Genomic DNA, 14,864 nt, shown 5'->3' with positions numbered 1-14,864 from the left:
ATGTCCTCGGCGATGAGGCGGCTCAACTCCTGGTTGCGGCGATTGGTCTCTTCGATGTATTGCTGCGTGTGCGAGACGGGCGGCTTCCATTGCTCGGGAAAGCGCGGATCGAAGACCGCGGGCGGGGCGTTGAATACTGGGTTCGGATTCGGCGTTGGCCCGAAACGCGTGGGATCCAGGAGTCCGGCTCGAACGCTGGCCGGGAAGGGGCTCGGCGGGCGGGGAATGCCGGTTACGATCATCCGCGGATTGGAGCGTCGGCGGAGTTCATTTTGTCGATAGGCGATCTCCGCTGCCAGGGCCCCTCGCTCCACGTGGCGAACGGTGTCGCGGAGCAGCCGCGCCGCGAAATGATTCTGGGGCGCGAGACGCACGGCCTCGCGGTAGGTCGCGATGGCCTGTCGCCATCGGCCGTTCTCGCGGAGGCAGTCGGCGCGGGTGGTCAGGAAGGCGGAGAGTTCCTCGCGCGGCGTCATGGACTTCAGATAGTTGCTGCCGGGATCGGGATCTTCGAGGTGAAGGCGAAGCTTTTCCCGGTAGTGATCTTCGTCGGGAAAGTCCACGCCGCCGAGGTTGGAGATTTCAATGTTGAACTGCTCGCCGGTGACGGGATCGTCCCAGCGGGCGTAGTAATGGGAGAAGGTCTGGACGAGTTTCAGCGGGTAGCCCAGCCGCCGCCCGACGGCCACGACGATCACCGGCAGCGAGGCGCACGTTCCGCCGGTGCCCTGGACGATGCCGTGGATGAATTGATCCTGCGACCTGGCGAGGCTGGGATTGGTGCGCTGCTCGACGTTGTAGTGGACGTTCATATCCTCGCGGAGCGTCAGGACGAGCATGATCGCCAGGAATTTGGCGCGGGAGTTGTCGTAGTAATCGGGAATGAGGTCGAAATAGTGTGCCCGGCTGACGGTTGCCTCGGCAACGCCGTCGGCCCAAGCGTCGAGCGCTTGGAGAACGGCCGCGCGGTCGAGGTCCTCCGAGCCGGGCAAACCTTCGGCCGCGGCCAGGTTCATCGTGGCGATGTCGACCTGAGCGAGGGTCGCGTCGGGTAGGGCGATGAGTTCTTCGAGTGAGACGGTCTTCTGGTGGTCGGCGGGTGGGGATGCGGACGCGGCGCACGCGAGGAGTGACTGAATCCCGAAAGCCAATGCTACAAACGGAGAGGATGTAGAACGTCGAGAAGAGAGCCGCAATTGAAGCTCCTTGTGCAGTAAGTGCGCGGCGAATACAGTTGATTCCCTGTTTTCTATCGGTTGTGTTGGAGTGTTCATGCGGTTAAGCAATGACGTCATGAGATTATCGGACCGCCATGATGTGGACGCTTGTTCGATTCATATGTCTGCTCGTTCCCGCATATTGTTCAGCATCTGGGCGGCGATGATCGGGGCCGTGGTTTGGGTATTGCTGCCCTTGTCGGCGGCGCCGGCGGTCGCGGGGCGATGGCAAGGGCCTTGGAGCTATGCGTTTCCGCTGGTGCTGGTGATGGCGCTGTGGTTTGCGGCTCGGGCGTATTACGGCTGGGCGGCGCTGTTCATGCTCGCGGGCGGTCTGCTGAACCTGCCGTTCGGGGTGATTGCCATTCTGGGGGCGTCGGCCGCGCGGCGGGAGTGGGCGAGGAGCAGGGAGAAGCCGGACGACTCGATGCGTTGCCTGAAGTGCGGGTATGATCTTCGCGGGGCGCCGGTTCCGCGCTGCCCGGAGTGCGGGTGTCTGTATGGATTCACCAAGACGGCCGAGGAGTTGGGGTTGTCTCCGGAGGAGCTGAAGGCGAATCGGAGATGGCCGAATCGGGGACGGGAAGATTGAAGGCATTCGCATACGGGAACGTATTGGGATTCATCGCTCCCCCACCGCTGAAGCGGTGGGCCACCCGGCCGCTTGGGGTAAGGAGTCTGCAGTGACGGATCTACAGTCTCGACGCGCGGCGTTTCGCGGGCTGCATGAGGGTGGGTGCTTCGTCATTCCCAATCCGTGGGACATCGGATCGGCCCGGTTTCTGGCGGAACTGGGGTTCAAGGCATTGGCCACGACCAGCGCCGGGTTCGGGTTTTCCCGCGGGCTGCCCGATGATCCGCACGTCCTGTCGCGCGACGACGTGCTCGAGCACATCGAGGAGATCGTCGACGCGACCGATCTGCCGGTGAACGCCGACTTCCAGTCCGGCTATGCGCGAAATGTGCAGGACCTGGCTGAGAACGTGCGGCAGTGCGTGGAGACCGGTGTGGCGGGACTGTCGATCGAGGATGCGACCGGTGACGCGGAGCGGCCGCTGTTCGAGCCGGCGGAGGCGGTGGATCGGGTGAGGGCGGCGCGTGCGGCGATCCGGGCGAGCGGCGCGGATGTGCTGCTGACGGCGCGGGCGGAGTGCTATCTGGTGGGGCATCCGGACCCGCTCAAGGAGTCGATCCGCCGCCTGCAAGCCTACGCAGAGGCCGGGGCGGACGTGCTCTATGCGCCGGGGGCTGTAACGAAGGACGACATCAAGACACTGGTGCGTGCCGCAGCGCCGAAGCCGTTGAATGTGCTGGTGTCTGCGAATACGGGGATGTGCATGCGTGACCTGGCCGAGCTTGGGGTGCGGCGGATCAGCGTGGGTTCAGCGCTGGCTCGCGTGGCGTGGGGCGGATTCCTGCGTGCGGCGCGGATGATGGCGAGCGAGGGAAGTTTCGCGGGCCTGGAGGGAGCGGCGCCGTTCGCAGAGCTCAACGCGTTGTTTTCAGGTTGGAGGAAGCGGAGGGGTTGAGGGGAGCGGACGTTACGGCGTTGAACTCACAGCCGGGTTTCCGTTTCCGAGACGGTCGATCATGGCCAAGCGATCCAAGGCCGCTTCGACCGCGGCGCGCAGGTACCTCGCGGGAACGCTGGGCTCGATGCGGGCGGTGGATTGCAGATCGCGAATGAGCTCGGTGAGCTTGCGGTTGTAGCTGATGCGGTAGTGCTGTCTGGTGAGCTCGTTCTGCACGTCCACGAAGCTAGGGGCAAGGCCCGGGTCGTGCTCATCGCAGCGGACGAGGAAGAGGCTGTCGCCGGAGACGACGACGTCGCTGACCTGGCCCGCCTGGAGCTTGCTCAGGGCTTCCACGGCGGGGAGGTACCTTTCGCGGACTTCCTCGGGGGTGATCCAGCCCCAGTCTCCGCCCCCGGCCGCGCGGGAATCGGTGGAGTATTGCCGAGCGACTTCGGCGAAGGGCACGCCATCCTTCAACTTGCGCTGCGCCTCCCCGATGCGCTGGCGCGCGGCCTGGCGCGCCGCGGCGATCTGTTCGCGGGTGGGATCGGAGACGTCGGGCGGGAGGAAGTCGAGCACGCGGACTTCGATGAGGGACATGCTGCGGCGCTCGGGCTCTTTCCAGGAATCGACGTTGGCGTTGTAGATGGCGAGGAGTTCGTCGCGGGTGGGCTCGGCCACGAGCGGTTTGATCTGGCCTTCGAGGTAGGCGCTGACGAGGATTTCGCGGCGGAGCTTCTCGCGCACGTCGTCGAGTGAGCGTTGCTGGTCGAGCAACTGCTTTTCGTAGCGACGCTGCACGCCGTTCCACTGCTCGGTGATGATCTTGCGGAGCTGGGCGTCGACAAGGGGATCGACGTTTTTCTGGGCGCCGTCGGGCAGGCGGAGGACGGCCTGCTGGTAGATCAGCGATTCGGTGATCTTGTCGGCCATCCATTGCACGGCGCGGCGGTTCAGCCATTCGCGAAAGGCGTCGGGCGGAAGGCTTTCGCGCTGGCGGAGGATTTCGTCGCCGATCTCGCGCCACATCTGGTCAGCGGGGAAGGTCTCGCCGTTGATGCGCATCTGCGAAACGGGAGCGTCACTCGCGGTATCGGGGGGGACGGTCCCGACAGGGGCTTTCGATTCGGCGCGAGCGAGATTCCTGTTGGGTTGGTTGTTGATCGGCGCGTGCGGTGCGCCGCAGGACGTGTGGGTGAGGACAGCGGCGGCCGGGAGCAAGACAATCAGGAGGCGTTTCATCGGGTGGCGGCTCCCTGCGGGTCCCTGGCGCGGGTGAACATGCGTCGCAGGACGGGCAACAACGTATCCGGCTCCATGTAACTGGGCGGCAGGCGCAGGTGGATCGTGTGCGCATCGGGCAGGCGAACGCTGCCGGGCGCGTCAGCGAAGACGGCTTCAGCCCGCCGCAAATCATCGACCTGGAAGATCACATCCGGCTCCCGCAAGCTGATGGAGTTGATCCCGAAACGCCGCGCGTGAACGCGGAGTTCGGCGACCTGGATGAGTCGCTGGAACTCCGCGGGGACGGGTCCGAAGGCGTCGAGCAGGTCGCGCTCAAGCTGCTCGAGATCGGCCTGCGACCGGCAGGAAACGATCCGCCGGTAGACCTCGATCCGCGATCGATCGGCGCGAATGTAATGCGGGGGGATGTGCGCGGCAACGTCGAGGTCGATGTGGACCGGGGGCGGCGTGGGGTCGGGCTCGTTCTTGAGCCGTCGGACGGACTGCTCCAGCAGGCGGCAGTACATTTCGTAACCCACGGCGGCGATGTGGCCGCTCTGCTCCTTGCCCAGCAGGTTGCCGGCCCCGCGGATCTCCAGATCGCGCATGGCGATACGGAAGCCGGCGCCGAGCTCGCTGAACTCCTCGATGGTCTTGAGGCGCTTGGCGGCCTTGCCCATCGGGGGGCGATCGGGGGAGAGCAGGAGATAGCAGTAGGCCTGCTTGCTGGAGCGTCCGACGCGTCCGCGGAGCTGGTGGAGGTCGGCCAGGCCGAAGCGCTCGGCGCGGTTGATCAGAATGGTGTTGACCGTGGGGATGTCGATGCCGCTCTCGATGATGGTGGTGGCGACGAGGACATCGGCCTCGCGGCGGACGAAGCGGTGCATGACGTCCTCCAATTCGCCGTCCTTCATCTGACCGTGGCCGTAGATCACTCGGGCCTCGGGTACGATTTCCGCAACCGTGGCGGCCATAGTTTTGATTGACTGCACGTAGTTGTGCAGGAAGTAGATCTGCCCGTCGCGGTTCATCTCGCGAAGGATGGCGTCGCGGATGAGGTGGCGATCGAAGGAGCGGACGTAGGTGGCGATGGCGCGGCGATCCACGGGCGGCGTCTGGAGAGCGCTGATGTCGCGGATGCCCACGAGGGACATGTGCAGGGTTCGCGGGATGGGCGTGGCGGTGAGCGTAAGCACGTCCACCGTCTCGCGCATCTGCTTGAGCCGTTCCTTGTGCTCGACGCCGAAGCGCTGTTCCTCGTCGATGATGACCAGCCCGAGGTTGGCGAAGGAGACGTCGCGACTGAGCAGGCGGTGCGTGCCGATGACGATATCGATCTGTCCCCGGCGGGCCTGCTCGACGATGATCTTCTGTTCGCGGTCGGAGCGGAATCGCGAAAGGCATCCGATGGAAAAGGGGTACTCGGCGAAGCGCTCACGGAAGGTCTCGTAGTGTTGTTCGGCGAGGACGGTCGTGGGAACGAGCACCGCCACCTGCCGGCCGTATTCGACGACTTTGAACGCGGCGCGCATGGCGAGCTCGGTCTTGCCGTAGCCCACGTCGCCGCAGATGAGGCGGTCCATCGGCCTGGGGATCATCAGATCGCCGCGGATCTCGCCGGCGACCTGCAACTGATCCTCGGTTTCCTCGTAGAGGAAAGCCGCCTCGAATTCGCGCTGCCATTCGGTGTCATCCGGATAGGCGGTGCCGGCCGTTTCGGCGCGCATGGCCTGGATGCGCAGCATGGACTCGGCGAGCTCGGTGACGGCGTCGGCCACCTGCTGCTTGGTCTTGCCCCAGCGTTTGCCGCCGATCTTGGAGAGTGTCGGCCTTCGCCCACCCGCCCCGATGTACTTCTGCACGAGGTCGATCTGAGAAACGGGAACGTGGACCATCGCGCCTTCGTCGAACTCGAGGCTGAGGAATTCCTCGAGCTGGTTGGAGGTTCCCTTGCGGAGCTTCTTGAGGCCGCGGTAGACGGCGATGCCGTGGACGACGTGGACGACATATTCGCCGGGCTGGAGATCGAGCCAGGATTCGAGGGGGCGGCCGGCGTGGAGCTTGCGGATGCGGCGCTTCTGTCGCTGGCGATGGAAGATCTCATGGTGCGGGACGACGACGGTGCGCGTGCGGGTCCAGTGGAAGCCGTGGTGCATCACACCGAGTTCGAGGCGGATGCGCTGGGCCGCGGCGGGGGAAACCTCGGCAAGCATTTCGCGTAGACGGGAGCGCTCGCCGTCGTTGTCGCAGACGACGAGAATTTCGTGGTCGTCGCTGAGGCGGGCGAGTTCCTCGACGGCTTCCCGGGCGCCGCCCTCGAAGCGCGATGTTGACGTAACGCCCAGGTCGAAGGCGTCTTCGCCGCCGATGGCCACCGAACCAAAGCGCGAAAGGTGGAGCTGGTCGAATCGCTGGGTGGAGCGGAACACGCTCTGAACGGAGAAGAGGCGGTCACTTCCGCGGAGGCGTGCGGCCAGCAGTTCGCCAAGTTCCTGAATCTCCGTGGGGGCATCGAGAATGACGAGCGTGTCTGTTGGCAGGTAGCTGAAGAGGTCGGTTTCCGCGGACTTGTCGACGAGCTTGGCGCGCGGCATCGCGGTGAGCGTCAGCGAATTCATCGACTCCAGCGAGCGCTGGGTTGCAGGGTCGAAGCGGCGGATGGATTCGATTTCGTCGTCGAAGAACTCGATGCGAACGGGGTTCTCGTCGCCCGGCGGGAAGATGTCCACGATGTCGCCACGCGCCGCAATGTCCCCTGGCGACTCGACGAGATCGAGCCGATCGAACCCCCGGTCGACGGCCCACCGGATCATCGTCTCGGGTCCGGTGCGGTGCTCTCCTCCCGATCCGCGGCCAACTGAGAGCCGAATCGTATTCCGCTCGATGGCGTCAAACGTGGGGACCGGCTGCATGAGCGCCTGTATGGGTGCGATAACGAACGGGGGCTCATCGCCGCGGTGTGAGGCTGCCGGGGGCTTTCTCGGCGGGGTTCGACGCGGGCGCCTTCCGGCATCGGGCGAAAGAGGAACACGATCGCCCGAACCGCTCCGGGATCGTCCGCCGGTTCCGGCGATGGATGCGCACAGACGGATGCGCTCGGCCTCGATTTCGCTGCTGGCGGCACCCTGGCCGGGGACCGTCTCCCACGCCGGCAGCAGGGAGACCGAACGTCCGAGAAAGAGCTCGATGTCATCGCGGTTTTCGTCGGCCTGTTGGAGGTGAGCCGTGACGTACAGTATCGGCCTTGGCGTGCTGCGCGCGATGTCGGCGGCAACGAAGGGCGCAGAGGACCCCCACAGCCCTGCGACGTGAACGACCCCCCCACGACGGTCGAGCCGTTGGCGCAGCGCCTTCAGCCTGGAATCCCCGGCGATGGAAGGAACCATCACCACGCGCAAGCCATTCTAGGGGATGGAAGCACGATTTCCACGGGCCGATTGCCGGGATGCCGGAGGACCAACTGCACGGGATGGCGACGCTGAAAAATCACAAACTGAAGTCATGATCGACGCGCGCCACAACTAGGCACAAATATTGACACGGTAACGGTGGTACCGTACCGACGCGATTACTAAGCTGACTATGCGTCGACGGGGAGCCCCATTCTCATATCCGATCCCCGCTGACGACGCGGGAACGTTGGATCACCCTATCGGTCGGGTTCTCGCGAAACGTCGAAGTCAGGAGATCCGAATGTCGCCTGCTCGCATTCCGCGACCCAGCGGAACCATGCTGCTCATCACCGTCGCGATCGCCGCGACCACCGCACGGGCGGAAGACGTCACGTCGCGATTCACGCTATTGCGCTTCGTTCCGGGCGATTGCTGGATGGCGATGAACTACCGGGATAACCCGGAAGCGGCGTGGATCGAAAGCCGCTGGATGGGCGTACTGGAGGACGCGAAGAAGACCGGCATCGATCGCGATGCCCTGGCGCTCATTGTGCACATGGTCGACGAGGGCTCGCGCGAGCAGGTCCGGGAGACGATGGGACAATTCCAGAAGCTGCTTTCGGACATTCCATGGCACGAATTGATCGGGCAGGAGGTTGCCGTTGCGGAACGGCTTGTCGATCGCCTGCCGGGTTACGAATACATCATATTGGCGCGGTCGAACGATGGCGCCGCGAAGCGGAGTTTTCCGGCGCTGCTGGCGGTGATGAAGGAAGTCGAAGGACTCACGAAGCATGTGCGTCTGGCGGACCTTACCATCGCGGGGATGGAGGGCGTTCGCGCGGAATTCCTGGATGATCCTGAAAGTTCCCAGCGACCCGAATTAACCATATCGCTGTTCCGCCGAGGTGATGTCATCGGCCTGGTGATCGGCGAGAAGGCGACCAACGACGTTCTGGCGATGATGTCGTCCAAGCCCGGCGCTCCGAAATCCGTGATGGAAGTCGACCGATTTCGAAGTGCCGTCGCGGAAGCGCAGCGTCCGGAAGACGGCCTGATGATCTTCGACATCCGCGGTCTGCTCAGCCAGATCCGCGTGCTGTTCGGGAAGATCTCGGAGGAGACCTCCAAGGCGGAAGCTCAGCAGTGGGTGGGCGTGGTCAACGCTTTGATCAATGAGTTGAGCCTGATCGATTCCGTCGTCACCACGGTCGAGACGAAGAACCTGCGGCAGGTCACGCACACGCTGGTGCGGCTCAACGAGGACCGGCGCAAGGGCCCGCTGGCCCGGGCGATTTTCGATCGCCAGCCCATCGACAACTTTGAGCGCTACGTGCCGGCCGATGCCACGAGCTTCTGGGTCTCCAACGGTGCCGACTTTGGGGCCTTGTACGACTGGGCGCTGGGCTTTGTCGGGGAACGCATTCCCGAGGGAAAAGCCCACGTCGCGAAAATGAAGGGGTTGTTCGAGCAGTTCGGGTTCGATCCGCAGCGTGACGTGTTCAGTTGGGTCGGCGGCGAGATGGCCACGGTTCGGGTGCCGAACATCTCCTCCAGATCCCCGGTTGAGGCCGACGCGGTGTTCTTCCTCGGCGTCAAGGACGCGGATCTGGCCCGTGCGAAGGTGAACCAGGCGCTCGACGCCCTGGCCGCCTTTGTCCAGCAGAAAGGGCAGCCCTTGACCATCGGACCGGCGAAGGGCGTGGATGCCGAGGGCTTTCGCCAGATCAATCATCCGTTCCTGATGGGCGCCACGCAGCCCGTCGTGGGCGTGGCGGATCGCTGGCTCATCGTGGCCTCGTCCGCCGCGGCGGTAAACAAGTCGCTGGCGGTGGCCGCGGGACGCGCTCCCTCGATTCGCAGCAGCACCCGCTACCGGGAAGAGGGACTGAGCGTGACGGGCCCGGTTCACTCCATGTACTTCAAGGACCTGCGTAACTACGGCGAGAACATGGCGGAGAAGATGCAGACGATTGCCAACATCGGGGCCATGTTTCCCATGATGCTGCCGATGATGAGCAAGGACCCGAAAGACGCCGCCGACCTGGCGAAGTTCGCCAACGGCATGCAGGAGGGCTTTGCGATCGTCGCCAAGCTGGGGCCCATATTCCGCAAGATCGACTTCATGTCATCGGAAGCGTCGGTTTCAATCGTGGATGGGGACGTCATTCGCGAAACGCGGGTGCTGACCTATCGCGCACCGAACGGCGTCGACGTGGTTCGGTCACAGCAGTGATTGAGTCGGTCCGGCCCGATTGACCGATATTCGCAAACGCTATGATTTGCTCGCGGCGAGTGATTCCAGTCGAAACCGCCACTCCGTATCGGTGATTTCGACAAAGACCCCGGTGCGCCCCGTGACCACGTCGCGGGCGACCTTACCGGCCGATTTTCCCCGCCAGCCACGGAGCAGCTCCGCTTCGGCCTCCGTGCCCTTTTCACCATCCATGCAGCAGCGGACAAGCTGGTTGATGGAACGCTGGGTGGCGGTCAGGGCGTAGGCCAGTTCATGGGCGGCGCAGTAATCGCGAATCACGGCCGTCGCGAGTGCGGTCAGCGCCGCCTGTTGCGGCCTTTCGACTTCGCGCTGCGGAGGCGCCGGCCACTCACTTTCGGGAATCGCCAGAGCCTGCTTGACGGCGCCAGCCAGTTCGCGGACGTTGCGGTCGCTCAGGTTGATGCCGCGCAGTTCGCGAATGTCCTTGACGCCGCTCAGTTCATGGCGGGCGATTTCCACGAGAAGATGATCCTTGAGCACGAAGCGTGCCGGGCGATTGATCCGTTTGGCCGCGCCCTCGCGCCATTGGAGCAGCTCTCGAAGGACGGCCATGTTCCGAGGCGGGAGCGAGCCCGCTCCCTTCACGCGACGGAGTTTGTCGGCTTCCACGCGGCGATAAAGCCCCATGTCCTCCAGCCGGGTGAATTCCTGCTGCGCCCAGTCGGTGCGCTTAAGCCGACGAAGACGCGTCTCGATTTTCTCCCGGACGGGCAGGAGGTGCTGGACGTCTTCGGCCGCGTAGCGTTTCTGCTCCGCGGTCAGCGGTCGCTTGCGCCAGTTGGTGAGCGTCTTGGCTTTGTGCAGGCGGATGCGGAGCACGGACTGAACAAGGCGTTGCAGACTCATCGGATAATCCAGGCCGACGAATCCGGCCGCGATCTGCGTATCGAAGATGTTGCGCGGCGCCCGGCCGATGTGCTGTACGCACAATGCGAGGTCTTCCTGCCCGGCGTGAACGACCGTCTGTACGGCCTCATCGGCGACAAGTTCCCAGAGCGGGGTGAGATCGACCTTGGCGAACGGATCAATCAGCCAGACGCCTTCCTTCGCGGCCACCTGCACGAGGCAGACTTCCGTTTCGTAGCGGTCCTCCATGACGAACTCGGTATCAAATGCGAAGGCGCCTTCCGCCCGGCAGGTCTGCACGACTTGGGCGAGATCGGAATCGTTCTCGACGAGGGCGGTTTCGGCGATCACTCGAGCGGACGGCAAAGCGTGACTCCCGATGCTTGGGTCCAAGGAAATCGAGGCGACATCTTACTCGGAGGATGGGCGATCAAGCCACCGGGTTCGGGCATGTTGTTCTGGCTGGATTTTGTCGCTTCAGCGGAAAAATGGGCGAGCTCGGGGATCGCGGGCGATGGGCGGCGGCCGCCAAATTCCGGTTTCAACAGATTTCCCCGCTTGACAATTCGTGCAGGATGGTCCCGGCACCCGTCCGGGCGGGTACCTATTTCAACGGGCTGATGACAAAATCGCGTCACTGAAGGACCGGGAATGCAACCGGGCCTCCGGTCGACCCGGAGAAGCGCAACAGTTCGCCGCCTTATCGGAACCGGGACAATATGCACCGTGCCGGTCGACCGTCCCTTGATCGGACATTTGCAGCTCGTACGATAAGCGCGAGGTTATGCGGACCCGCGTCTTTTTTTCGAACGACTATACTTCGAGCATCGCTTGGGCTAGAGTGGAGTGTATTCCCACCTTTACTTCGCGACGATTCCGGTCGCGCATGGGGGTTACATAGACATACAGGCGACGGCTCGATAGAGCCCGGTTTGGGGGGAAGCCAACGATGAACAACAGGTTCAAGGACAGCAGCGGACAACTGCGGAACCGCGCGATGGTTGGTCTGCGATGGAACGCGATCGGATTGCTCGTTCTGGCAAGCGGACTGATGGTGAACCAGGCGATGGGGCAATCGGCCGACGGCGTTTGCGCGCCCGGTAAGGTTGTCATCAACGACACCACGCCGCGCCCGGGGACCATCGATGCGCGCCAGCCGTATGCGCCGGCGGCGCCCACGCTCTCCGGTGGCGGGATCAGCCCGGGCGACATCCAGGGCATCGGCAGCGCGGTCGAGCCGATTACGGTTGTGATTGACCTGGACAGTCCGGGTACGGTGCTCGTCGGTGACGTGGACTGCTGGACGATCTGCGAAACCAGCAACGCGGGCAACCCGTTCCGCGTGAGCAATCCAAGCCTCCCGGCGATTACCATCGACGGCGTCACACGTATCGCCAACGACGAGTACGAGCTCGTTCTGAGCCGCGCCATCATGCCCGGCGAGGCGACGGTCATCACGTACATGGGCGACGGCGCGCAGCGGATTGTCTATCGCTCGCACCCGGGCAACGTGAACGCCGACAACAAGTCGCTGGCCAGCGACATTGTGCTTCTGGTCGACTACTACAACGGCGTGTCCGCAGCTCCATTTGGAGAATGCAGCACGGACATCGACCGCGACGGCGAATTCTTCTTCGATCCGATGACGCTCCAGAACGGCCGCCATCCCGACGTGGACCGCCTTGCAAGCCTGCTCGAAGGGGCCGAAGGCTTCGACGACTGGTTCAACTACGTCCTGCCGAAGTCTCAGGGGGCCTGCACGTTCGTCGACGGCGACAACGATGGAGCCGAGGACACGATCGACAACTGCCCCAACTTCCCGAACGAAGATCAACTGGACACCGACGGCGACGGCTTCGGAAACGTCTGCGATAACTGCCCGGCGTTCTTCAATCCGGCGCAGGCTGATGTCGACGGCGACGGCGTCGGCGACGGCTGCGACAACTGCCCGAATACGAGCAACGCCTCGCAAACGGACAGCGACACCGACGGAATCGGAGATGCCTGCGAATCGACCGGCGGCGGGGGCAACCCCAATCCCGACTCCGATGGTGACGGTGTCCCGGACGCCCAGGACAACTTCCCCAACGACAAGTTCCGCTGCCGCGACAGCGACCAGGACGGCTGCGACGACTGCTCCTCAGGGACGGTCAACACGGCCAACGACGGAACGGATACGGACGGCGACGGCATCTGCGACGTGTCCGACCCGGTGAATACGCAGAACTGCCCGCGAGCCAAGGAGTCCAACCAGCTTGATTCCGACGGCGACGGCGTGGCCGACTTCTGCGACCTTGCACCCAACAGCGCCACGTCCTGCGGGGACTCCGACTTTGACGGCTGCGATGACTGCTCGTCGGGTTCGTTCGATCCGCTGGACGACGGACCCGACCCGGACGGCAACGGCCTGTGCAATACAGACGGTGGCGGCGGGCAGCCGGTGGATACCGATCTCGATGGCATCGCCGACGAGACGGACAACTGCCCGGACGATTTCAATCCGGGTCAGGCCGACGCGGACAACGACGTTCGTGGCGACGTTTGTGACAACTGTCCGGACGTTGCCAACCCGACACAGGGTGACGCCGACGGGGACGGCGTGGGTAACGATTGTGACAACTGCTCGGCCGATGCGAACGCCAACCAGGCCGATCGCGACGGCGACGGAGTCGGCGATGTTTGCGACAACTGCCCGGACGATGCCAATCCGTCCCAGGCGGACACCGACGGCAACGGCGTGGGCGACGCCTGCGAAGAAGAGCCGCCGCCGCCGCAGGTCATCGATGCCGACGAGGATGGCGTGGAAGACGCCGAGGACAACTGCCCGAACACGGCCAATGCCGATCAGGCGGATGCCGACGAGGACGGCCTCGGGGATGTCTGCGACAACTGCCCGAACGCCGCCAATGCCGACCAGGCCGATGCGGATAACGACGGCATCGGCAACGTTTGCGACAGCGACTACGGACAAGGCACCGTGGACGGTATCAACCTCTGCGGAGCCTGTGGAAACGGCACGGCGATGGGCATGATCTTCGCCCTCTTCGGCTGGTTGGGTCTGCGGAGCCAGACGCGGCGCTTCCGACGGCGGAAGTAGTTTCCTGAAGGGAAAGCCGGCGGAGGCTTCGAACGGCCTCGGCAGCTCCTGAACAGGTCACCGGAAAGAACGGCCGCCCGTCACGCGTGAGTGTGGCGGGCGGCTTTGTTTGTCTCGACGGGTCGGAGCACAGGGCACACGGGCCCGGTCCACTCCCGATTCACATCTCTATTTTTCTTTGGACGCGTGGCACGGCACGCTGGGCTCTTCCACCTTGGGCGGCTCAGGGTGCTTCACCGTAATGGGCAGTTCAATCGGCGCCAGCTCGGGATCATCCGAGTGAAGGGCAACCGTCGCCTTCCCGTCGGGAGGATCCCATCCCTTGGGCACGGAGATGACCAGCCGCTGCCCTTCGGGGATGTCCTCCAGCGTCGCCTTGAGGTCGGGCGACGACGCGGAAACGCGTTCCAGGTGATGCTCATACCCGGCCTGGCGCACAATATCCGTCTTCAATTCGACATCTTGTGCCGGCGGACTGGGAAGTACGAATTCGGGTTGCTTGACCACGAACCGTTGCGGGAACTTGCCGCGAACGATGACTCCTTCCTTGGGGAACTCTTCGACGCCGGTATCGATGATGAGCCGGTAGTCCAGCGGTCCGTTCGGCCAGGGCGGCCCGAGCGAAACGTTGAGCATGTACATGTAACCCGGCTTACGCTCCTCGATCTTCGCCTCCATCCCCGGCAGGACACCGTCCGCGACCTTCGGGTGGATCTCGCCGTCGGGGATGTCGGGCATGAGCATGAGCTGCTGCGGCCGGACCGTGTCACCCGGCTCATGCCGGCCGAAATCCATGATGGGAACGCCGCCCCGAAAGGGATTCCGGACGCGGGATCCGCAGGTCAGCGCCACGCGCGGGTGCCGGGGATCGTTCGTCGTCACCGACGCCGATTTGCGGACGGGACCCCGACCGCCACGCGTGATCACGTCCAACACGATCTTACCTGTTTCGCCCGGTCGAATGGTTTGGCCAGCCTGGCCAATCAGACGCGAGCCTCAGCCAGGGCGCGTGTTGATTTCGAGAGGCGCGTCGCCATTGTTGCGGACTTCAAATTCACAGCGCACTTTTTCCTCGCGCCAGACGTCAGGCTTGTTGATGTTCTGGTTCGTACAGAACCAGACCGGCCCACCGGCAGGCTCCTCCTCCTTCGCCTCCGTCGGCGGCGATTGCCTGGCGCGGTAGGGCGCAAGCTCGGGCGGCGCCGTCAGCAGCGATACGAGCATACAGACTGTCAGAAGCTTCAAGAGACCTGCTCCAACAAAAGGTACGACGTCGACTGGATTGCAACGGGCGTA

General features: G+C 64.1%; 10 protein-coding genes. 4 read left to right on the top strand and 6 right to left on the bottom strand.

All coding sequences use genetic code 11. The features are described 5' to 3' along the window. The coding region (locus tag J5J06_20355) for a tetratricopeptide repeat protein (GenBank protein MCO6439448.1) at positions 1–1,151 on the bottom strand (1,151 nt) is incomplete at its 3' end. Between the two features lie 187 nt (positions 1,152–1,338). Between J5J06_20355 and J5J06_20350 the strand changes: the two genes are divergently transcribed. Together J5J06_20350 and J5J06_20345 are read left to right on the top strand one after the other, a co-directional pair. Beyond that, positions 1,339–1,809 (top strand): hypothetical protein, encoded by a 471-nt coding sequence (locus tag J5J06_20350; GenBank protein MCO6439447.1) that lies wholly within the window; start codon positions 1,339–1,341, stop codon positions 1,807–1,809. Between the two features lie 91 nt (positions 1,810–1,900). Further along, the gene (locus tag J5J06_20345; GenBank protein MCO6439446.1) at positions 1,901–2,746 is read left to right on the top strand and encodes an isocitrate lyase/phosphoenolpyruvate mutase family protein; all 846 of its coding nucleotides are present in this window, start codon (positions 1,901–1,903) and stop codon (positions 2,744–2,746) included. Between the two features lie 12 nt (positions 2,747–2,758). Here the strand turns inward: J5J06_20345 and J5J06_20340 are convergent, their stop codons facing one another. Both J5J06_20340 and mfd read right to left on the bottom strand, forming a co-directional pair. After that, positions 2,759–3,973 (bottom strand): peptidyl-prolyl cis-trans isomerase, encoded by a 1,215-nt coding sequence (locus J5J06_20340; GenBank protein ID MCO6439445.1) that lies wholly within the window; start codon positions 3,971–3,973, stop codon positions 2,759–2,761. Beyond that, positions 3,970–7,347: a transcription-repair coupling factor gene (gene mfd / locus J5J06_20335; GenBank protein MCO6439444.1), complete on the bottom strand. Its 3,378-nt coding sequence runs from the start codon at positions 7,345–7,347 to the stop codon at positions 3,970–3,972. The genes J5J06_20340 and mfd overlap by 4 nt, the downstream gene beginning before the upstream one ends. Before the next feature lie 301 nt (positions 7,348–7,648). Here mfd and J5J06_20330 point away from each other — a divergent pair, with 301 nt between their 5' ends. Next, the gene (locus J5J06_20330; protein MCO6439443.1) at positions 7,649–9,583 is read left to right on the top strand and encodes a hypothetical protein; all 1,935 of its coding nucleotides are present in this window, start codon (positions 7,649–7,651) and stop codon (positions 9,581–9,583) included. A gap of 39 nt (positions 9,584–9,622) precedes the next feature. On the opposite strand, the gene J5J06_20325 is transcribed toward J5J06_20330, so the two are convergent. After that, the gene (locus J5J06_20325; protein MCO6439442.1) at positions 9,623–10,837 is read right to left on the bottom strand and encodes a ribonuclease D; all 1,215 of its coding nucleotides are present in this window, start codon (positions 10,835–10,837) and stop codon (positions 9,623–9,625) included. Positions 10,838–11,420: 583 nt separating this feature from the next. On the opposite strand from J5J06_20325, the gene J5J06_20320 reads away from it, so the two are divergent. Further along, complete coding sequence (locus J5J06_20320) at positions 11,421–13,568, top strand: thrombospondin type 3 repeat-containing protein (GenBank protein MCO6439441.1); 2,148 nt, start codon at positions 11,421–11,423, stop codon at positions 13,566–13,568. Positions 13,569–13,736: 168 nt separating this feature from the next. Here J5J06_20320 and J5J06_20315 read toward each other — a convergent pair whose 3' ends face one another. Continuing rightward, positions 13,737–14,504: a hypothetical protein gene (locus tag J5J06_20315; GenBank protein ID MCO6439440.1), complete on the bottom strand. Its 768-nt coding sequence runs from the start codon at positions 14,502–14,504 to the stop codon at positions 13,737–13,739. 60 nt (positions 14,505–14,564) lie between these two features. Further along, complete coding sequence (locus J5J06_20310; protein MCO6439439.1) at positions 14,565–14,813, bottom strand: hypothetical protein; 249 nt, start codon at positions 14,811–14,813, stop codon at positions 14,565–14,567. Between the last annotated feature and the right edge of the window lie 51 nt (positions 14,814–14,864).

The sequence above is a fragment of the Phycisphaerae bacterium genome (assembly GCA_024102815.1).
GTDB lineage: Bacteria > Planctomycetota > Phycisphaerae > UBA1845 > UBA1845 > JAGFJJ01.
The sequence above is the reverse complement of the archived record's forward strand: the minus strand, read 5'-3'. Positions and strand labels throughout refer to the sequence as shown.